This is a genomic window from Mesorhizobium sp. WSM4819 (assembly GCF_055811215.1).
This window is the reverse complement of sequence record NZ_JBVVQO010000005.1, coordinates 65,946-86,131: the sequence shown is the minus strand read 5'-3', so window position 1 is coordinate 86,131 and position 20,186 is coordinate 65,946. Positions and strand designations below refer to the sequence as shown.

At 64.8% G+C, this 20,186-nt stretch carries 18 protein-coding genes and 1 riboswitch; of the genes, 8 read left to right on the top strand and 10 right to left on the bottom strand.

Features of this window, described 5'->3' with window-relative positions; all coding sequences use genetic code 11:
• From nuoG to AC0L18_RS06910, 9 genes are all read right to left on the bottom strand, one after another.
• Nucleotides 1–2,082, bottom strand: coding sequence for an NADH-quinone oxidoreductase subunit NuoG (nuoG, locus tag AC0L18_RS06950; RefSeq protein ID WP_473491238.1), 2,082 nt, complete (start codon nt 2,080–2,082; stop codon nt 1–3).
• Nucleotides 2,082–2,393 carry a pentapeptide repeat-containing protein gene (locus tag AC0L18_RS06945; RefSeq protein ID WP_128180400.1) on the bottom strand — a complete coding sequence of 104 codons (312 nt, stop codon included), beginning with the start codon at nt 2,391–2,393 and terminating at the stop codon, nt 2,082–2,084. The genes nuoG and AC0L18_RS06945 overlap by 1 nt, the downstream gene beginning before the upstream one ends.
• Nucleotides 2,394–2,401: 8 nt before the next feature.
• Nucleotides 2,402–3,094 (bottom strand): NADH-ubiquinone dehydrogenase subunit, encoded by a 693-nt coding sequence (locus AC0L18_RS06940; RefSeq protein ID WP_023798857.1) that lies wholly within the window; start codon nt 3,092–3,094, stop codon nt 2,402–2,404.
• Between the two features lie 104 nt (nt 3,095–3,198).
• Nucleotides 3,199–4,503, bottom strand: a complete 1,305-nt coding sequence (nuoF, locus tag AC0L18_RS06935; RefSeq protein ID WP_027156088.1) for an NADH-quinone oxidoreductase subunit NuoF — start codon at nt 4,501–4,503, stop codon at nt 3,199–3,201.
• Between the two features lie 10 nt (nt 4,504–4,513).
• Nucleotides 4,514–5,845 (bottom strand): NADH-quinone oxidoreductase subunit E, encoded by a 1,332-nt coding sequence (locus AC0L18_RS06930; protein ID WP_473491237.1) that lies wholly within the window; start codon nt 5,843–5,845, stop codon nt 4,514–4,516.
• Complete coding sequence (locus AC0L18_RS06925; RefSeq protein WP_027156090.1) at nt 5,846–7,036, bottom strand: NADH-quinone oxidoreductase subunit D; 1,191 nt, start codon at nt 7,034–7,036, stop codon at nt 5,846–5,848.
• 9 nt (nt 7,037–7,045) lie between these two features.
• Nucleotides 7,046–7,648 carry an NADH-quinone oxidoreductase subunit C gene (locus AC0L18_RS06920; protein ID WP_128246478.1) on the bottom strand — a complete coding sequence of 201 codons (603 nt, stop codon included), beginning with the start codon at nt 7,646–7,648 and terminating at the stop codon, nt 7,046–7,048.
• Between the two features lie 5 nt (nt 7,649–7,653).
• The gene (locus AC0L18_RS06915; RefSeq protein ID WP_023798851.1) at nt 7,654–8,235 is read right to left on the bottom strand and encodes a NuoB/complex I 20 kDa subunit family protein; all 582 of its coding nucleotides are present in this window, start codon (nt 8,233–8,235) and stop codon (nt 7,654–7,656) included.
• On the bottom strand, nt 8,226–8,591 hold the full coding sequence (locus tag AC0L18_RS06910; protein WP_023798850.1) for an NADH-quinone oxidoreductase subunit A: 366 nt from the start codon (nt 8,589–8,591) through the stop codon (nt 8,226–8,228). The genes AC0L18_RS06915 and AC0L18_RS06910 overlap by 10 nt, the downstream gene beginning before the upstream one ends.
• Nucleotides 8,592–8,924: 333 nt before the next feature.
• Between AC0L18_RS06910 and AC0L18_RS06905 the strand changes: the two genes are divergently transcribed.
• The 8 genes from AC0L18_RS06905 (at nt 8,925) to AC0L18_RS06870 (ending at nt 19,321) form a co-directional block, all read left to right on the top strand.
• A complete protein-coding gene (locus tag AC0L18_RS06905) occupies nt 8,925–10,124 on the top strand; it encodes a winged helix-turn-helix domain-containing protein (RefSeq protein WP_473491236.1) in 1,200 nt (399 codons plus the stop codon).
• Between the two features lie 258 nt (nt 10,125–10,382).
• A riboswitch (cobalamin riboswitch) is annotated at nt 10,383–10,585 on the top strand.
• A gap of 38 nt (nt 10,586–10,623) precedes the next feature.
• The gene (locus AC0L18_RS06900) at nt 10,624–11,058 is read left to right on the top strand and encodes a DUF1636 family protein (protein WP_473491235.1); all 435 of its coding nucleotides are present in this window, start codon (nt 10,624–10,626) and stop codon (nt 11,056–11,058) included.
• Nucleotides 11,055–12,092 carry a cobalamin biosynthesis protein CobW gene (cobW, locus tag AC0L18_RS06895; RefSeq protein ID WP_473491233.1) on the top strand — a complete coding sequence of 346 codons (1,038 nt, stop codon included), beginning with the start codon at nt 11,055–11,057 and terminating at the stop codon, nt 12,090–12,092. Before AC0L18_RS06900 ends, cobW begins: the two co-directional genes overlap by 4 nt.
• An 18-nt stretch (nt 12,093–12,110) precedes the next feature.
• On the top strand, nt 12,111–15,671 hold the full coding sequence (locus tag AC0L18_RS06890; protein ID WP_473491232.1) for a cobaltochelatase subunit CobN: 3,561 nt from the start codon (nt 12,111–12,113) through the stop codon (nt 15,669–15,671).
• A complete protein-coding gene (gene cobG, locus AC0L18_RS06885; protein ID WP_473491231.1) occupies nt 15,668–17,167 on the top strand; it encodes a precorrin-3B synthase in 1,500 nt (499 codons plus the stop codon). The genes AC0L18_RS06890 and cobG overlap by 4 nt, the downstream gene beginning before the upstream one ends.
• The gene (locus AC0L18_RS06880) at nt 17,164–17,805 is read left to right on the top strand and encodes a precorrin-8X methylmutase (protein WP_473491230.1); all 642 of its coding nucleotides are present in this window, start codon (nt 17,164–17,166) and stop codon (nt 17,803–17,805) included. The genes cobG and AC0L18_RS06880 overlap by 4 nt, the downstream gene beginning before the upstream one ends.
• A complete protein-coding gene (locus AC0L18_RS06875) occupies nt 17,802–18,560 on the top strand; it encodes a precorrin-2 C(20)-methyltransferase (RefSeq protein WP_473491229.1) in 759 nt (252 codons plus the stop codon). The genes AC0L18_RS06880 and AC0L18_RS06875 overlap by 4 nt, the downstream gene beginning before the upstream one ends.
• Nucleotides 18,557–19,321 (top strand): precorrin-3B C(17)-methyltransferase, encoded by a 765-nt coding sequence (locus tag AC0L18_RS06870; protein ID WP_473491227.1) that lies wholly within the window; start codon nt 18,557–18,559, stop codon nt 19,319–19,321. The genes AC0L18_RS06875 and AC0L18_RS06870 overlap by 4 nt, the downstream gene beginning before the upstream one ends.
• Here the strand turns inward: AC0L18_RS06870 and AC0L18_RS06865 are convergent.
• The gene (locus tag AC0L18_RS06865) at nt 19,285–20,064 is read right to left on the bottom strand and encodes a cobalt-precorrin-6A reductase (protein ID WP_473491225.1); all 780 of its coding nucleotides are present in this window, start codon (nt 20,062–20,064) and stop codon (nt 19,285–19,287) included. The two genes, AC0L18_RS06870 and AC0L18_RS06865, sit on opposite strands and share 37 nt — an antisense overlap.
• Nucleotides 20,065–20,186 lie beyond the last annotated feature (122 nt).

Here is a 20,186-nt window from a genome sequence, read left to right as displayed (position 1 = left end):
CTATTCCGCCGCCTGCCTAAAACCGTTTTTCGCCAGCGCCGAGCATTCCGCCATCACTGCGGAAGCCCGCGCGATCGGGTTGGTCAGGTAGAAATCCTTGACCGGCGAGGTGAAGGCGTCCTTGCCCAGCCGCCCGCCGAGCTTCGCCACCTCAGCGATATCGTCGGCATTGCCGGCCGCGACCTGGTCGATGCGGGCAAGATGCGGGTATTCGCCATAGAGCTTTGCGCGCAGCTGCGGCAGCGAATCGAACGACAATCTCTTGCCCAGCACATCCGATAGCGCCCGCAGGATCGCCCAGTCCTCGCGCGCATCGCCCGGCGCGAAGCCGGCGCGGTTGGTCTGTTGCACCCGGCCCTCGGTGTTGACGTAGGTGCCCGACTTTTCGGTATAGGCGGCGCCCGGCAGGATGACGTCGGCGCGGTGCGCGCCGTGGTCGCCATGCGTGCCGATATAGACGACGAAGGCGCCGCCGGTCCTGGCCATGTCAATCTCGTCGGCGCCGAGCAGGAACAAAACGTCCATCTCGCCCAGCATGCCGGCGACGTTCTTGCCGCCCTCGCCCGGCACGAAGCCGACATCGAGACCGCCGACACGCGCCGCCGCAGTGTGCAGCACGGCAAAGCCGTTCCAGTCGGCTCTCGCAGCATTGACGGCCAGGCTGAGCTTCGCCGCCTGGCCGAGCACGGCCGCGCCGTCCGAGCGCGACAGCGCGCCCTGACCGACGATGACAAGCGGATGCGTCGCCTGCTTCAGCACCTGGAAGAATTTGCCGTTGCCGTCGGCCAAATCCTTCAGCGATTCCGATCCGGCGCCGAGCTGCTCATAGTCGTAGCGCGTATCGCCGACATCGCCGATGACGCCGACCGGCAGGTTGCCGAGCCGCCAGCGCTTGCGGATGCGGGCGTTGAGCAAGGAAGCCTCGAAGCGCGGATTGGCGCCGATGATCAGCACCGCGTCGGCCTGCTCGATGCCCTCGATGGTCGGGTTGAAGAGATAGCTTGCCCTGCCGAGCGACGGATCGAGCGCCGCACCGTCCTGACGGCAGTCGGTGTTCTTCGAGCCGAGCGACGCCATCAGCAGCTTCAGCGCATAGATCTCCTCGACGGCGGCAAGATCGCCCGATATGGCGCCGATCTTGTCGGGCGCGGTGCTCGACACCGCTTCCTTGATCGCGGAAAAAGCCTCGGCCCAGCTTGCCGGGGCCAGCTTGCCGTTCTTGCGGACATATGGCCGGTCGAGGCGCTGGGTGCGCAGACCGTCCCAGATGAAGCGGGTCTTGTCGGAAATCCACTCCTCGTTCACCGCCTCATTGGTGCGCGGCAGGATGCGCATCACCTCGCGGCCTCTGCTATCGACGCGGATCGCCGAGCCGACGGCGTCCATGACATCGATGGATTCGGTCTTGGTCAGTTCCCACGGCCGCGCCTGGAAGGCGTAGGGCTTGGAGGTCAGCGCGCCAACCGGGCAAAGGTCGATGACGTTGCCCTGCAGTTCCGAGGTCATCGCGCTTTCGAGATAGGTGGTGATTTCGGCATCCTCGCCGCGGCCGATCAGGCCGAGCTCGGAAATGCCGGCAATTTCGGTGGTGAAGCGGACGCAGCGCGTGCAATGAATGCAGCGGTTCATGATCGTCTTGACCAGCGGCCCGATATATTTGTCTTCGACCGCCCGCTTGTTCTCGTGATAGCGCGAGGAATCGACGCCGAACGCCATCGCCTGGTCCTGCAGGTCGCACTCGCCGCCCTGGTCGCAGATCGGGCAATCGAGCGGATGGTTGATCAGCAGGAATTCCATCACGCCTTCCCGGGCCTTCTTGACCATCGGCGTGTTGGTGAAAATTTCCGGCGTTTCGCCATTTGGTCCCGGACGCAGATCGCGCACGCCCATGGCGCAGGACGCCTGCGGCTTGGGCGGCCCGCCCTTCACCTCGATCAGGCACATGCGGCAATTGCCGGCGATCGACAGCCGCTCATGGAAGCAGAAGCGCGGCACTTCGGCGCCGGCGTCCTCGGCTGCCTGCAGCAGCGTGTAGTGGTCGGGTACAGTAATCTCTTTCCCGTCGACCTTGAGCTTTGCCATCAATTGCCCCCGGCGGTCTTCGCCGTCTCATATGCCTGGAACAGGTCTTCAAGGCTGATGCCGTTGATCATCATGCCCGCAACCTGCGCGTTTTCTATCTTCACGTTGCTCATGTTCACGTTGGTGAAATACGCGTTCGAAAGATTGGCGTCTTCCACCTTGGTGTTGCTCAGGTTGGTGCGGTGGATCCTGGCCGCCGACAGGTTGACGTCGTGAAACCGGGTGTTCGACATGTTGACGTCATCGAAACTGGAATTGCTGACGATGGCGTTGCGCACGTCGAGAACATCGCGCCTGTCGTGGACCTCCATCGCGTCGCCTACCTCTCGGCCTTGGCGGCCAGCGCCGCTGCCTGGCCAAGCCAGTTGTCGCGACCGATGCGGCCCTTGAACGACAGATAATCGTCGACCCAGGCGATCTCTTCCGGCGTCCATGTCGCGATCTGGCCGTAGGTCCAGATGCCCAGGCCGTTCAGCACCTGTTCCAGCTTCGGCCCGATGCCCGATATTGCCTTGAGGTCTGCCGGGTTTTCCGGACGATCCATTGCCTTGGGCTGCTTGAAATCCTCCGGCATCAACCCGGCCGGTGCGGCAGCCGCATCCACCACGCTGCGTGCATCATCCATGCTGTTCGCGGCTATGTCATTCACGTTCCTGGCGAAGGACTGCGCCTCGGCGATCAAGGTTTTCGTCGCCGCGCGCGCCTTGGTCGAGGAGCTTGTCCCTGTCTGCGAAAAGCGTTCTACCCTGGCATCGAAATCGTCGACGATCGGCTGGAAGAGCCGCTGCGAGGCCTCGGCGGCTCCCGAGAGCACGCCCATCCACAACCCAAAGGCATGATTGGCAAGCCCGATGCCGAGCGCCGACATCGCTGCCGCACCCGCGACAGGGTGCGCCAGGAGATTGACGGCGCTGGCCATCTCCTTCGGCATCATCCTGGTCAGGTCCTGGTTCATCTTCTCGAACGGGTCCAAATCTGGCATCAAATGTTCGGGTCTCGAATTCAGCGACATAGGTAGTCTCCTGGTCGTTTCTTCCGTATGCCCCGGCCTGTTTCCTCAAATCGGGCACTGGCCCGTATTTCAGATCGGGCATTCGCCCGTCTTTCAACTCTCGTCTATTCCGCCGCCACCATCACCGGCTCTGCCCGGTGCGCATTGCGCGAAAACTCGTCGATACGCCGCTCCACCTCGCCGCGGAAATGCCGCATCAGGCCCTGGATCGGCCACGCCGCCGCATCGCCCAGCGCGCAGATCGTGTGGCCCTCGACCTGTTTGGTCACGTCGAGCAGCATGTCGATCTCGCGCTTCTGCGCCTCGCCGCGCACCAACCGTTCCATCACCCGCCACATCCAGCCGGTGCCTTCGCGGCACGGTGTGCACTGGCCACAGCTCTCGTGCTTGTAGAAGTAGGAAAGCCGGGCGATCGCCTTCACGATATCGGTCGATTTGTCCATGACGATGACAGCCGCCGTGCCGAGACCCGATTTCAGGTCGCGCAGCGCATCGAAATCCATCGGCGCGTCGATGATCTGCTCCGCCGGCACCAGCGGCACCGAAGCCCCGCCCGGAATGACCGCCAGCAGATTGTCCCAGCCGCCGCGAATGCCGCCGCAATGCGTCTCGATCAGCTCGCGGAACGGGATCGACATCGCCTCTTCGACGGTGCACGGCGTGTTGACGTGGCCCGAAACGCAGAACAGCTTGGTGCCGACGTTGTTGGGCCGGCCAATGGACGAGAACCAGGCAGCGCCACGGCGCAAAATGGTCGGCGCCACCGCGATCGACTCGACATTGTTGACGGTCGTCGGGCAGCCATAGAGGCCGACATTGGCCGGAAACGGCGGTTTCAGCCGCGGCTGGCCCTTCTTGCCTTCGAGGCTTTCGAGCAGCGCCGTTTCCTCGCCGCAGATATAGGCGCCGGCGCCATGATGCATGTAGATGTCGAAATCGTATCCGGACGTGTTGTTCTTGCCGATCAGCTTGGCCGCATAGGCTTCGTCGATGGCGCGCTGCAGCGCCTCGCGCTCGCGGATGAACTCGCCGCGCACATAGATGTAGGCGGCGATCGCGCCCATGGCGAAGCCGGCGATCAGGCAGCCCTCGACCAGCGTATGCGGATCGTGGCGCAATATGTCGCGATCCTTGCAGGTGCCGGGCTCGGATTCGTCGGCATTGACGACGAGATAGCTCGGCCGGCCGTCGCTCTGCTTGGGCATGAACGACCATTTTAGCCCGGTCGGGAAGCCGGCGCCGCCGCGGCCGCGCAGGCCTGATGCCTTCATCTCGTTGACGATCCAGTCGCGCCCCTTGGCGATGATGCCGGGCGTGTTGTCCCAGGCGCCGCGCGCCATCGCACCGGCCAGCGACTTGTCGAAGCGGCCGTAGATGTTGTTGAAGATGCGGTCTCTGTCCTGAAGCATTGTTCGTCCCTCAGACCGGCTTCTTGCCGAAGACGCGGATATATTCGGCGACCCCGCCCTTGGCCAGCGCCTTGGCCTGCTTGACCCAATCTTCGTGCTCGATGCGGCCGTGGAAACTGAGATAGCCATCGACCCACTCGCGCTCGGCCTTCTTCCATGACGCGACTTGCGCATAGGTGAAGATACCAAGCGAATGCAGGATGCCTTCGATCTTCGGGCCGACGCCCGAGATCAGCTTGAGATCGTCGACCAGTGCCGGCCTTGCGATGCCGGCCGGACGGTTCTTGTCCTCGAGCGAAGGTTTGCCCGTCTTGGCACTGGTCGTCTTGACGGGTTTTTTGCCGGCAGCGCCGATCGGCGCTTCCTTCAACTCCGGCGCCTTGAAAGCAGCCGTCGGCTCAGCCTTGGTCTTGGGACCGCTGCGCTGTTTCAAAACTTTTTCGACTTGCGGCGCGGCCTTGTTGGCATTGGCCGCCGAATGCCGCGGTGCTCTGACGCTCGCCGCCTTTTCCGTCTCTGGTGCGACCTTTGCCGGGGAAGGCGTCTCCAGCGCCGGGCTGGTTTCGGGCGCATCGGTCTTCGGCTTGCTGGCTTTCGAAGGCGCAACGGGGGCCGCCGGTGCCTGTACGGCCGGAGCCGCTGGCGTCGCGACAATTGCCGCTGGTGCAGCCGCCCTGGCGGCCTTGGCAGCCGCCTTGGCTTCCCTGTCGCGGGTGGTCTTCAGGATTGCCTTTTCGCTCTTCAGCGTCGTCAGGCCGGTGATCGGCTCGGAGGTGATGCGGCCGTTCTGCGGCCCCGGCTTCACCGAGGCGCCCTTGCCGGCATCATAGAGGTCGATGATCTCGGCAAGCCGCTCCGGCGTCAGATCCTCGAAAGTGTCCTTGAAAATCATCACCATCGGCGCGTTGACGCAGGCGCCAAGGCATTCGACCTCTTCCCACGACAGCGTGCCCTTGTCGTTGGTGTGGAACTGGTCGTGATGGATTTTCGAGCGGCACACGTCCATCAGCGCTTCCGAGCCGCGCAGCATGCAGGGCGTGGTGCCGCAGACCTGGATATGCGCGCGGGTGCCGACCGGGTTGAGCTGGTACTGCGTGTAGAAGGTCGCGACCTCGAGCCCCCTGATGTAGGGCATATCGAGCATGTCGGAAATCGTCTCGATCGCCGCCTTGGTCACCCAGCCTTCCTGCTCCTGCGCCAGCATCAGCAACGGGATGATCGCCGACTGCTCGCGGCCCTTCGGATATTTCTTGATCCATTGCTTCGCCGCTGCCGCATTCGCCCGGTTAAAGGCGAAGGAGGCTGGCTGGAGGCTGGCTTCTGCGAGACGGCGGACTGACATTTATCGATCGACCTCACCAAACACGATGTCGAGGGAGCCGAGAACGGCGGTGACGTCGGCCAGCATGTGGCCGCGGCACAAAAAATCCATGGCCTGCAGATGCGCGAAGCCCGGCGCGCGCAGCTTGCAGCGATAGGGTTTGTTGGTGCCGTCCGAGACCAGATAGACGCCGAACTCGCCTTTTGGGGCTTCGACCGCCGCATAGACTTCGCCGGCCGGCACGCGATAGCCTTCGGTGTAGAGCTTGAAGTGATGGATCAGCGCCTCCATCGAGCGCTTCATCGCCGCGCGCTTCGGCGGCACCACCTTGCCGTCGAGGTTCGACACCGGCCCGCTGCCTTCCTTGCCGAGCAGCAGGTCGACGCACTGGCGCATGATTTTCGCCGACTGGCGCATCTCTTCCATGCGCACGAGATAACGGTCGTAGCAGTCGCCGTTCTTGCCGATCGGAATGTCGAAATCCATCTCGGCATAGCATTCGTAGGGCTGCGACTTGCGCAGATCCCAGGCGACGCCGGATCCACGCACCATGACGCCCGAAAAACCCCAGGCCCAGGCATCGGCCAGCGAGACGATGCCGATGTCGACATTGCGCTGCTTGAAGATGCGGTTGCCGGTGAGCAGTGCGTCGAGATCGTCGAGCGATTTCAGGAACGGGTCGATCCACGTGCCGATATCCTCGACCAGCTGCTGCGGCAGGTCCTGGTGGACGCCGCCGGGCCGGAAATAGGCTGCATGCATGCGCGAACCGCTGGCCCGCTCATAGAACACCATGAGCTTTTCGCGCTCGACAAAACCCCACAGCGGCGGCGTCAGCGCGCCGACATCCATTGCCTGCGTCGTCACATTGAGAATGTGCGACATGATGCGGCCGATCTCGCAATAGAGCACGCGGATCAATTGGCCGCGCTTCGGCACCTCGATGCCGAGCAGCCGCTCGGCGGCAAGCGCGAAGGCATGCTCCTGGTTCATCGGCGCGCAATAGTCGAGCCGGTCGAGATAGGGCACGGCCTGCAGATAGGTCTTGGCTTCGATTAGCTTCTCGGTGCCGCGATGCAACAGCCCGATATGCGGATCGACGCGATCGACGACTTCGCCGTCGAGTTCTAGCACAAGACGCAAAACACCATGCGCCGCCGGATGTTGCGGGCCGAAATTGATGTTGAAGTTGCGGACGGAGGTTTCAGCCATTTTGGCGTCTCAATTCGTCTTGGCTTTTTCGTCGCCTGGAAGGACGTAATCCGTCCCCTCCCAAGGGCTGAGAAAATCGAAATTGCGGAATTCCTGTTTCAATTCCACCGGCTCGTAGATGACGCGCTTGGCTTCGTCGTCGTAGCGCACCTCGACGAAACCGGTCAGCGGGAAATCCTTGCGCAGCGGATGGCCTTCGAAGCCGTAATCGGTCAGGATTCGCCTGAGATCGGGATGGCCCGAGAACAGCACGCCGTAGAGATCGTAGGTTTCGCGCTCGAACCAGTCGGCGCCCGGAAACACACCGGTGATAGACGGCACCACCGTCTCCTCGTCGGCCTGCACCTTGATGCGGATGCGAATATTCTGCTTCGGCGACAGCAGGTGATAGACGACGTCGAAGCGCTTGGCCCGCGATGGATAATCGGCGCCGCAGACGTCGATGATCGAGATGAACTGGCATTTTGGATCGTCGCGCAGGAAGCTCACCACCTCGATCAGATCCTGCGGCTCGAGCGAGATCGTGAGTTCGCCATAGGCAAGCACCGCATCGCCGATCCGGCCGCTCAGCTTCTCGCCGAGATAGGTCGAGAGTTCATTCAGGCTCATCATCGCGCTCACCGCTCGATCGTGCCGGTGCGGCGGATCTTCTTTTGCAACAGAAGGATGCCGTAGAGCAGCGCTTCCGCGCTCGGCGGACAGCCGGGCACATAGATGTCGACCGGCACGACGCGATCGCAGCCGCGCACCACCGAATAGGAATAGTGATAGTAGCCGCCGCCATTGGCGCAGGAGCCCATCGAGATGACGTAGCGCGGCTCCGGCATCTGGTCGTAGACCTTGCGCAGCGCCGGCGCCATCTTGTTGGTCAGCGTGCCGGCGACGATCATGATGTCGGACTGGCGCGGCGAGGCGCGCGGCGCAACGCCGAACCTCTCCGAGTCATAGCGCGGCATCGAGGTGTGGATCATCTCGACCGCACAGCAGGCAAGACCGAAGGTCATGAACATCAGCGAGCCGCTGCGCGCCCAGGTGATCAGCGCCTCGGTCGAGGTGACGAGAAAGCCCTTGTCGGCAAGCTCGTCGTTGATCTCGAGGAAGAAGGGATCATTCGCCCCCACCGGCTTTCCGGTGCTGGGGTCGAGAATGCCTTTTGGCTTCGGCGCGACGAGCGTGCCGGAATTGTCGCTCAATCCCATTCCAGCGCTCCTTTCTTCCATTCATAGGCAAAGCCGATGGTCAGCACCGCCAAAAACACCATCATCGACCAGAAACCGAGCATGCCGATCTGGCTGAAAGACACCGCCCACGGAAACAGGAAGGCCACTTCCAGATCGAAGATGATGAACAGGATCGACACCAGGTAGAAGCGGATGTCGAACTTCATGCGGGCGTCATCGAACGAGTTGAAGCCGCACTCATAGGCGGAAAGCTTTTCCGGATCGGGATTGCGGTAGGCCACCAGGAAGGGTGCGGCAAGCAGCGCCAGGCCGACGACCAGCGCCACGCCGATGAACAGGACGATGGGCAGGTACGAACTCAACAATGCGTTCATGCTGCAGCTTTCCGTTGGCGGCCAATCCACTCTGATTACAGCACCGGACCCACTTGCGGAAGCGTGACAGTTTAACCACTGAACCGTTTTAGGGGCTCTATGCTGCAACGCGGCGAGGGTTAGCGCAGGGCTTTCGGCGAAGCAAGTCAAACCTTGTTCAAAACACGGTACTCGACGGCATCTCCGGATAAACTGGTCCAATCCGCTCCTGTTTGATTTCCTTCGCGTTTTACTCCACTTTCTCTCCTGACATAGATGCCGCCAGAACCCTGCTAGCATGATGCGGAATCATCTCTCCCACCTTTGGTCGAACGCCGACAGAGTGCCGTCTGCATGAAGGAAAAAATCTCGAACGCCATGGCCCGGCGCATCGCGCTTGCCGCACAGGGGTTTTCCGATCCTCGCCCTAACGGCACGCCCGATCGCCGCCATCTGGCACGTGTGCTTGCCCGGACCGGTCTGCTGCAGATCGACTCCGTCAGCGCGGTGGTGCGTGCCCATTATATGCCGCTCTATTCGCGGCTTGGCCCCTACCCGCTCGCCCTGCTCGACAACGCCGCCGTGACGCGCAAGCGCAAAGTCTTCGAATATTGGGCGCACGAAGCCTCCTTTCTGCCGGTCGAAACCTATCCGCTGATGCGCTGGCGCATGGAACGGGCCGAACGTGGGGAGGAAATGTATAACGGGCTGGCCAAGTGGGGCCGCGAGCGCACCGCCTACATTGAAGACATCTTTCGCGAGGTCGTCGAACGCGGCCCGATCGCCGCTTCCGCCCTGGAAGGCCAGAAAGGCTCAGGCGGCTGGTGGGGCTGGAGCGACGCCAAGCACGCTTTCGAATGGCTGTTCTGGGCCGGCCGCATCACCACGGCGTCACGTCGTGGCTTCGAGCGGCTTTATGATCTGCCGGAGCGCGTGCTGCCGCCGGCAGTACTTGCCTTGCCTGTGCCCTCGCCTGAGGATGCGCACCGCGAATTGCTGCGCATTTCCGCCCGCGCCCACGGCGTCGCGACAGCAGGCGACCTGCGCGACTATTTCCGCCTCTCCCCCGCCGACATCAAAGGCCGCATCGAGGAACTGGTCGACGCCGGCGACCTCTTGCCGGTGACCGTCGAAGGCTGGAGCAAGCCCGCCTATCTTCACAGGAATGCCCGTTTTCCGCGCAAGATCGAGGCGCGCGCCTTGCTCGCTCCCTTCGATCCGGTAGTCTTCGAGCGGGCGCGTACGGAAAGACTGTTCGAGTTCCGCTATCGCATCGAGATCTACACCCCTGCCGAAAAGCGCCAATACGGCTATTATGTGCTGCCGTTCCTGCTCGGCGAAAGGATCGTGGCGCGCATCGACCTTAAGGCCGACCGCCCGGCCGGCGTGCTGCGCGTCCATGCCGCCTATGCCGAACCCGGCGCGCCGCCGCAAACCGCCGCCGAACTTTTTGAGGAATTGCAGCTGATGCAGGGTTGGCTCGGCTTGGAACGCATCGAGGTGACGCCGGCGGGGGATTTGGGCCAGGCTCTGGCGGATGTCGCGGTTTCGTGAGGTCGATGTCGGCGCTGCCCCTCACCTGCCTGCCGGCGTCCTCTCCCCGTATAGAGACGGGGAGAGGGATGCTATCATCGATGGTTTCGCCAATCGCCAGCGTGCAGGCGCCGCCGTTGCGGCCAGCTCTTTCTCCCCGTCACTATACGGGGAGAAATGCCCGGCAGGGCAATGAGGGGCAGCGCCGACGCGAAAATTGCCCCGCAGCGTTTCCCTCGCCGCGTCGTAGACGTGCGTTGACACGACTGCCTCCACAAGCCTAAATCCGGTTCAGACGGTCTCCTCTCGGCAAAGGGAGGAGCCAAGAGGGAATGCGGTGCGAAATCCGATTTCAAATCCGCGGCTGTCCCCGCAACTGTAAGCGACGAGCCAAGGCCGATAACCACTGGGAAAATCCCGGGAAGGCGGCACCAAGGCGATGACCCGCGAGCCAGGAGACCTGCCGTCTAGGACATAAGAATCCGATCGCCTGGCGGGTTTTCCGGGCAAGGAGCCTGATTTGGAACGCGACAGCAGTTTTTCGGCTGAGACAGCGGGCGTATTGCCCGGCGATGATGATGCTCTGGCCGACGTCACCGTGATCGTCTGCGCCTCCTGCCGTGACGAGACCGGCTCCGACGGCCATCCTCGCGCCGGCGAATTGTTGGCCGAAGACACGCGCCGCGCCGCCTCTGGCGAAAATATCCGTATCCGCAGCGTCGAATGCCTCGGCAACTGCAAGCGCCGCCTCAGCGCCGCTATCCTGCGCGACGGCTGCTGGAGCTATGTCTTTGGCGACCTGACCGCGACCAGCGGCGCCGATCTCATCACCGGCGCAAAACTCTTCGCCACCTCGACCGACGGCCTCATGCCATGGCGCGGCCGCCCCGATTGCCTGAAGCGCGGCCTCGTTGCCCGCATCCCTCCCCTCGACCTTTTGAAGGACCAGATATGACCACTTCCGTCTCGCGCGTGCCCTGCACCGTCGTCACCGGCTTCCTCGGCGCCGGCAAGACGACGCTGATCCGCCATCTGCTCGAAAACGCTGGCGGCAAGCGGCTGGCCATCATAGTCAACGAGTTCGGCGACATCGGCATCGATGGCGAGATTCTTAAGGGATGCGGCATCGACACCTGCCCTGAGGAAAATATCGTCGAGCTGGCCAATGGCTGCATCTGCTGCACCGTCGCCGACGATTTCGTCCCGGCGCTCGACCAGATCCTGTCGCTGACGCCCAGGGTCGACCATATCCTGATCGAAACCTCCGGGCTGGCCCTGCCCAAGCCGCTGGTCCAGGCCTTCCAGTGGCCGACGGTGAAGAGCCGGGTGACGGTCGACGGGGTCATTGCCGTGGTCGACGGACCGGCGCTGGCCGAAGGCCGCGTTGCCAACGACATGGACGCCCTGCAGGCGCAGCGCGCGCAGGACGAGACGCTCGACCACGACGATCCGGTCGAGGAGGTGTTCGAGGACCAGCTCGCCTGCGCCGACCTGATCATATTGTCGAAGAGCGACCTGATGGAGGCCACCGGCTCGGCCCGCGCCAATACCATCATCGGCAAGCACGCCGCCCGCGCGGTGAAGATCGTGCCGGCCTCGCAGGGCAAGGTCGATCCCTCCGTGCTGCTCGGCCTCGGCCTTGCCGTCGAGGACGACATCGAGAGCCGCAAGACTCACCACGATGACGAGCTCGATCACGAGCATGACGATTTCGACTCGTTCGTCATCGACATTCCGTCGATCGCCAATCCCGAAGAGCTGGCTTTGCGGGTCGCCACGGCGGCGGAAGAAGAAAACGTGCTGCGCGTAAAAGGCTTCGTCGAGGTCGGCGGCAAGCCGATGCGGCTGTTGCTGCAGGCAGTCGGGCCGCGCGTCAACCACTATTACGACCGCGCCTGGACCGCCGCCGACGATCGCCGCTCCCGCCTCGTCGTCATCGGCCTGAAAGGGCTGAACCGCCCGGCGATCGAGCGTATCCTCGCCGGCTGACCTCAGGCACGAGCCGCGATGCACATCCTCACCACCACATCCGCCTCGCTCGACGATCTTGCCGAGCCTGTCGATCTCAGGCAGACGCCTGCGGATGTCGTGGCGCTGTCCTTCACCGACAGCGATCTGGCCGGGCTGGCGGCGGCGTGGCAGGCGGACGCGGATCGCCTGCCGTCGATGCGGTTGGCCACCTTGCGCGATCTGCGCCATCCGATGTCTGTGGATCTGTGGATCGACAGCGTCGCCCGGCACGCCAGGGTTGTTCTGGTTCGCATCCTCGGCGGTTACGACTGGTGGCGCTACGGCTGCGACCAGCTCGCCTCGACCGCCCGCGCGCACGGCATAAAACTGGCGCTGCTGCCCGGCGAATGCCGCGACGAGGATCTGCGGCTGATCGAAGGCTCGACGCTGCCGCGCCAGGAGCTCGACGGCCTGCTTGGCTATTTCCGCGAAGGCGGCCCGGAGAATATGACGGCGCTGGTGCAGAGGCTGGCAAGTCTCGCCGGATCAGATGTGGCGGTCGCGGAGCCGGTTGTCGTGCCGAAGGCGGGATTTTATGAGCCGGAATTGGGGGTCGTAGAAAGACCGGACTTTTCAAATACCGGCCTTGCAGCCATAGAATCCGCCCCCATCATCTCCATCCTCTTCTACCGCTCGATGCTGCTCGCCGCCGACGTCGCGCCGATCGACGCATTGTTTGAAGCGCTGCGGCAGCGCGGCATGGCCCCCGTGCCGATCTTCGTCTCCAGCCTCAAGGACCCAGCCTCGCTCGCCTTTGTCGAACGCGCGCTCGCCACGCTGAAGCCGGCCGCGATCATCACCGCGACCGCCTTCGCCTCGGGTGCCGAGCCCGGCGTCGAAACCCTGTTTGACCGCGCCGGCGTTCCTGTCTTCCAGGTCATCGTCGCGACGACACGCCGCGATATCTGGCAAGACAACCAGCGCGGCCTGGCGCCCGCCGACCTGGCCATGCATGTCGTCCTCCCCGAACTCGACGGCCGCATTCTCGCCGGCGCCATTTCCTTCAAGGGCGAAAGCGAGGTCGATCCCGCATTGGCTTTCCGCGCCTTCGCCAACCGGCCGGAGCCGGACCGCGTCGCCCAGGTGGCGAACCGTGTCGAGGCGTTCGTGCGCCTGCAGCGCACGCCGCGCGAAAAGCGCAAGCTCGCCATCCTGATCCCCGACTATCCAAGCGCGCCCGGCCGCACCGGCTACGCCGTCGGCCTCGACGTGCCGTCCAGCGTGCTGGCGATGCTGCACGACCTGAGCGAACAGGGCTACGTCGTTGAAGGGATTCCGCAAACGCCGCGTGAATTGCTGGATGAGTTGGAGCGTGGTGGCGAAGGCTTGGGGCTGAAGGATTATCTCGACTTCTCGGCGGAATTGCCTGCAGCGGCCATCGCTGAGGTGACGGCCGCATGGGGTAAGGCCGAAGATGAAACAGGTTTGCGCGAGGCACCCCCCTCTGTCCTGCCGGACATCTCCCCCGCAAGGGGGGAGATTGGCAGTTCGGACGCCGTCGCTCGTTATACAACGCTGGTAGTTGGCGAAAGCGGGGATGAGAGCTCGATCTCCCCCCTTGCGGGGGAGATGTCCGGCAGGACAGAGGGGGGTGCCTCGCGCCAACATCCGAGTCTGGCAAACAGCAAACGCTTCCCCTTCCGCGCCGCCACCTTCGGCAACATCACCGTAGCACTTGCCCCCGACCGCGGGCGTTCAGTCGACCGTCGCGCCGACTATCACGACCCGACGCTGCCGCCGCGCCATGCGCTGATCGCCTTTGGCCTGTGGCTGCGCAAGATGCTCGATGTCCATGCCCTCGTCCATGTCGGCGCCCATGGCACGCTGGAATGGCTGCCCGGCAAGACAGTGGCGCTCAGCGAAACCTGTTTTCCCGAGATCGTCACCGGGCCCCTGCCCGTCATCTATCCCTTCATCGTCTCCAACCCGGGAGAGTCGGCACAAGCCAAGCGGCGCATTGCCGCCGTCACCCTCGGCCATTTGCCGCCGCCGCTGACCGGCGCCGGTCTGGACGAGAACCAGCAGCAGCTCGAGCGGCTGGTCGACGAATATGCCCAGGCTGAAGGGCTCGACCGCCGCCGCCGCGACCGCCTGGCGAGGCTGATCGTCGAAACCGCTGAAAAGACCGATCTCGCCTCCGAGGCCGGCGTCGCCGGAACCGACGCGCCCGACGAAGCGCTGCGCCGCATCGACGCCTGGCTCTGCGACCTCAAGGACTTCGCCATCAAGGACGGGCTGCACATCTACGGCCGCTCGCCCGAGGGCGAGGCCGATCCGCTGCGCCAGCAAAGTGCAGCAGCCGAGAAGTCAGCATTGATCGCGGCCCTCGACGGCCGCCATGTCGCTGCCGGGCCGGCCGGCGCACCGGCGCGTGGCCGGCGCGATGTGCTGCCGACTGGCCGCAACCTGTTCACATCGGATCCACGCACCATGCCGACGCCGACATCCTTCGATCTCGGCAGGGCGGCGTCCGACGAGGTCTTGCGCAGCTACATGCAGGCGCATGGCGACTGGCCGCGCTCGCTGGTCATCGACCTCTGGGGCTCGGCCTCTCTGCGCACCGGCGGCGAAGAGATCGCGCAAGGCCTGGCGCTGATGGGCTGCCGGCCGCAATGGGATGGCGCCACCGGCCGCGTCACCGGGATCGAAGTGCTGCCGCCGGCCACCCTTGACCGCCCGCGCGTCGATGTCACCTGGCGCATTTCAGGCCTGTTCCGCGACATGTTCCCGACCCAGATCGCCCTGATCGATGCGGCCGCCAACGCCGTCGCCGCCCGCGACGAGGACGCGACGGAAAACCCGCTCGCCGCAAAAACCCGCGCCGATGGCAAGGTCAGCCCGCGCATTTTCGGCACCTCGCCCGGCACCTACGGCGCCGGTATCGAGGCGTTGCTGTCGAGCGGCGACTGGGCGGCGCGCGAAGAAATCGGTCGCGCCTATCTCGACGCCACCTCGCATGCCTATGGCGGCGCCGAGGGCGAAGCGAATTCAGCGCCCGGCGCGTTCGAGGGTCGCGTCGCCGAGGCCGACCTCCTCGTCCATACCGGAGACGACCCCGGCCGCGACATTTTGGAAGGCTCCGCCGATGTCGCCTTCGTCGGCGGTTTTTCGGCAGCGCTTGCAGCGCTTGGCAAGAACGCCGACGTCATCGTCCTCGACACCACGGATCCGCAAAAGCCGAAGCCGCGCTCGCTTGGAGAAGCCGTATCTCGGGTCGTTCGCGCCCGCGCCGTCAACCCGCGCTTCATTGCCGGCCAGATGCGGCACGGGCCGCGCGGCGCTTCGGAATTCGCCGAGACGGTCGACCGTCTCGTCGGTTTCGCCGAGACCACCCATGCCATACCGGGCACGCTGATCGAGGCCGTGCACGACGCCTATCTCGGCGATCCCGAGGTGCGCGCCTTCATCCTGCGCGAAAATCCGGCGGCCGCGAAAATCATCGCCGAGCGTTTTTTGTCGGCGCGGCGGCGCGGTCTCTGGCACCCGCTGCGCAATTCCGTCGACGACGACCTCGCCGCCCTGATCGCCGAAGCCCGCGCGCTGGGGGTGGCGGCATGAACGCCTTCTCACGTCGCGGCGCCTGCCCTGCTTTGTCCGCGCCGATGCAGACCGGCGACGGGCTTCTGGTGCGGCTCAACCCGGTCGCTGGAGGACTCTCGCCGAAATCCTTGATCGGGCTCGGTGAATCCGCCTTGCGGCATGGCAACGGCATCATCGAAGTGACCGCGCGTGGCAGCCTGCAGATCCGCGGCCTGACGCCGGCCAGCGCCCGGCTGCTGGCAATGGAGGTCGACGCGCTCGGCATCGCAGTGCGCACCGGCGTGCCGGTCGAGACCGGACCGCTGGCCGGGCTGGATCCGCAAGAAGTTGCCGATCCACGCCCGCTGGCGGAGCGGATTCGGGCAGCGATCGAGGTAGCAGGCCTTCCGCCGCGCCTTGGCCCTAAGGTTTCGGTGATCGTCGATGGCGGCGGACAGTTGGCTATGGATGCGGTTACGGCCGATGTCAGGCTGGCTGCGGTGCGGATTGATGCCGGAACGCAGTGGCGGGTGGTTGTCGCTGGTGACGGGCAGAATGCGGCGCCGCTCGTCATGGTCGAGGAAGATGCTGCCCGTGATATCGCCATCGCAATTCTGAGGATGGTTGCCGAAAAAGGCCGCGAAGCCCATGCAAGGGATTTGACGGAGAGGCAGTTAGTATCCCTCGCAAGCTGGCATTCCTTCACACCCCCCTCTGTCCTGCCGGACATCTCCCCCGCAAGGGGGGAGATTGAGCTCTCATCACCGCTTTCGCCAATCACTGGCCTTGCAGGACGAGCGGCGGCGTCGGAACTGCCGATCTCCCCCCTTGCGGGGGAGATGTCCGGCAGGACAGAGGGGGGTGCGCAGGATCGCCTGCCTGTCAAATTGTCCGAACCAATACCTTGGCCGATCGGCCTCTTTCCTCTCGCCAGCAACACGGCCGCCCTCGGCATCGGCCTGCCCTTCGGCAGCATGCCGGCGCAAAAACTCATCGGCCTCACGAAACACGCCCTCACCCTTGGCGCGGCCGAAATCCGCCTGGCGCCACGACGCGCACTGCTTTTCATCGGCCTCTCCCCGACCGCCTGCCACGCGCTTCAGCAGGCCGCCGCCAGCCTCGGCTTCGTCACCGATGCTGCCGACCCGCGCACGAAAATCGCCGCTTGCCCCGGTGCGCCGGCCTGCGCCTCCGGCCGGATCGCCGCGCGCGACATCGCCGAGACCGTCGCCGCCGAAAACCGCGACCTCCTCGATGCCTCCGTCACCCTCCATATCTCCGGCTGTGCCAAGGGCTGCGCCCATCCCGGCCGGGCGGCGCTGACACTGGTCGGCGGCGATAACGGAGCCGGACTTGTCGTGGACGGGACGGCAAAGGCCCTTCCCGCCGGATACAGGCCAGGCTATGACGCCGCGCGCAGCGTTGGCCGCATTGCCGCAGCGATCCGCGAAGCACGATTTCGAGGCGAGTCCACCGCCGCCTGCCTGACAAGGCTTGGCGCGGCCGGTGTCACCGAACCCTACCGACAGGAATGAACATGCCCGCCCCCTACGACTACATCCATGACGGCACGGCGATCTATGAGCGCTCCTTCGCCATCATTCGCGCCGAGGCCGACCTGTCGCGCTTTTCCAATGCCGAAGCCGATGTCGCCATCCGCATGATTCATGCCTGCGGCCAGGTCGAGGCCGCACGGCAGTTTGTTTTTTCCAGCGATTTCGTTGCCGCCGCCCGCGCGGCACTGGCGGCCGGCGCGCCGATCTTCTGCGATGCCGAGATGGTCTCGCACGGCATCACCCGCGCCCGGTTGCCGGCCGGTAACGAGGTGATCTGCACGTTGCGCGACCCGCGGACGTCCGACATAGCGAAAAAGATCGGCAACACCCGTTCGGCCGCAGCCATCGACCTGTGGGGCGAGCGCATGGCCGGTTCGGTCGTCGCCATCGGCAATGCGCCGACCGCACTTTTCTACCTGCTGGAAAGGCTGCGCGACGGTGCGCCGAAACCGGCTGTCATCATCGGCATGCCGGTCGGTTTCGTCGGTGCTGCCGAATCGAAGGACGCGCTGGCCGAGAATTCCTACGGCGTTCCCTACGCGATCGTGCGCGGCAGGCTGGGCGGCAGCGCCATGACCGCGGCCGCCCTCAACGCATTGGCGAGGCCGGGCCTGTGAACGCGATTGTAAAAGGCAGGCTTGTCGGCGTCGGCACCGGTCCCGGCGACCCCGAATTGCTGACGCTCAAGGCCGTGCGCGCGCTGGCCGAGGCCGACGTCGTTGCGCATTTCGCCAAGCGCGGCAACAACAGCAATGCGCGCGCCATCGTCGGCGCGCATTTTCGTCCTGATTTGATCGAGTTGCCGCTGCTCTATCCCGTCACCACCGAAATCGACAAGGATCACAGCGATTACCGGTCGCAGATAGCGGATTTCTACGAGGAGTCGGCCGAAAAGGTCGCCGAGCATCTCAGCGCCGGCAGGATGGTCGCGGTGCTTTCGGAAGGCGACCCGCTGTTCTACGGCTCCTACATGCACCTGCATGTCAGGCTGGCGCACCGCTTTCCAACAGAGGTCATTCCCGGCGTCACCGCCATGTCCGGCTGCTGGTCGGCGACCGGAACGCCGATCGTCCAGGGCGACGATGTATTGACCGTGCTGCCGGGCACGATGAGCGAATTCGAGCTGACGCGCCGCCTCGCCGACACCGATGCCGCTGTCATCATGAAGGTTGGCCGCAACCTGCCCAAGATCAGGCGCGCGCTGGCGGCGACCGACAAGCTGGCGCGTGCCGTCTATGTCGAGCGCGGCACCATGCCGGGCGGCGTTTCGATGCGGCTGGCCGACAAGCAGGGCGACAACGCGCCCTACTTCGCCATCGTGCTGGTCGCCGGCTGGTCAGGCCGGGCCGCCGCATCGGGAGCCGAAGCATGAGTGGCCGCCTGACCGTTGTCGGCCTTGGGCCCGGCAATGCCGACCAGGTGACGCCGGAGGCAAGCCGCGCCGTCGCCGAGGCAAGATTCTTCTACGGCTACAAGCCGTATCTCGACCGGCTCGACATGCGCCCGGACCAGACCCGCGTCGCCTCCGACAATCGCGAGGAGCTGTCCCGCGCCAAGGATGCGCTGGCAATGGCTGCGCAAGGCCACAATGTCGCCGTTGTCTCGGGCGGCGACCCCGGCGTCTTTGCCATGGCGGCAGCCGTCTGCGAGGCGATCGAGGCCGGCCCGGCCGAATGGCGTGCCGTCGACGTTTCGATGCTGCCCGGCATCACCGCCATGCTCGCGGTCGCGGCCCGCATCGGCGCACCGCTCGGCCATGATTTCTGCGCCATCTCGTTGTCCGACAATCTAAAGCCATGGGATCTCATCGAATTGCGGCTGCTGGCTGCGGCCGGCGCTGGCTTCGTCATCGCGCTCTACAATCCGATCAGCAAGGCACGCCCCTGGCAGCTTGGCCGCGCCTTCGAATGCTTGACCGCGATCCTTCCGGGCACCACGCCGGTCGTCTTCGGCCGCGCTGCCGGCCGTCCCGACGAGTGCATCGAGGTTGTTCTGCTGGCGGACGCCGATGCGGAAAAAGCCGACATGGCGACCTGCATCATCATCGGCTCGCCGGAAACCAGGATCATCAAGCGCGGCGAAAAACCGGCGCTGGTCTATACGCCGCGTTCGGCAGCGGGCCCAAGAAAATGACCGACCAGAAAATGATCGACCATCGCGGCAAGCGCTTCGACGGTTTCCGCCGACGCGGCATCCGGCAGCGCCGGCCTGCGGATCATGACCACCTCGATGCCGAGTGCCCGCGCTGCGGCGATCTTGCCATAGGTCGCCTCGCCGCCGCTGTTCTTGGACACGACGACATCGATGCGGTGTTCCCGAAGCAGTGCCTGTTCGTCGGCTTCCCGGAACGGCCCGCGCGCCAGGAGATAGGCCGCGTCGGGCACAGCGAGCCTTGGCTCGACCGGGTCGACGCTGCGGATCAGATAATGATGCTGGGGCGCCGCCTCGAAGGCGGCGACCTCCTGCCGTCCGAGCGCCAGGAAAACGCGACGCGGCACAGGGCCCAGCGCCGTCACCGCGCTGGCGACGCTGTCGACCAGCGTCCAGCGGTCACCTTCGGCCGGCTCCCAGCCTGGGCGCCTGAGCGCGACGATCGGCACGCCGGCCTCTCGCGCCGCTGCCGCGGCATTGGCGGAGATTTGCGCCGCATAGGGATGCGTCGCGTCGACCAGCAGCTCGATGCGGGTTTCGCGAAGAAAAGCCGACAGCCCGTCGGCGCCGCCAAAACCGCCAGTGCGAATCGGAACGCCTTGCGCAACTGGGCTTTCGGTGCGGCCGGCCAGCGACAACGTGACCTCAAGATCGGCGCGCGCAACAAGCTTGCCCGCCAGTTGCCGGGCTTCGGTGGTTCCGCCGAGGATCAGAATGCGCTTCATTGGCACCACGTCAGGCCACGCCGAGCAGCCCCTCACCCTCACCCTTACCCTCTCCCCGTGAAGGACGGGGAGAGGGGGACGCCAGCGTTGCGGCCAGTTCCCTTCTCCCCGTCACTATACGG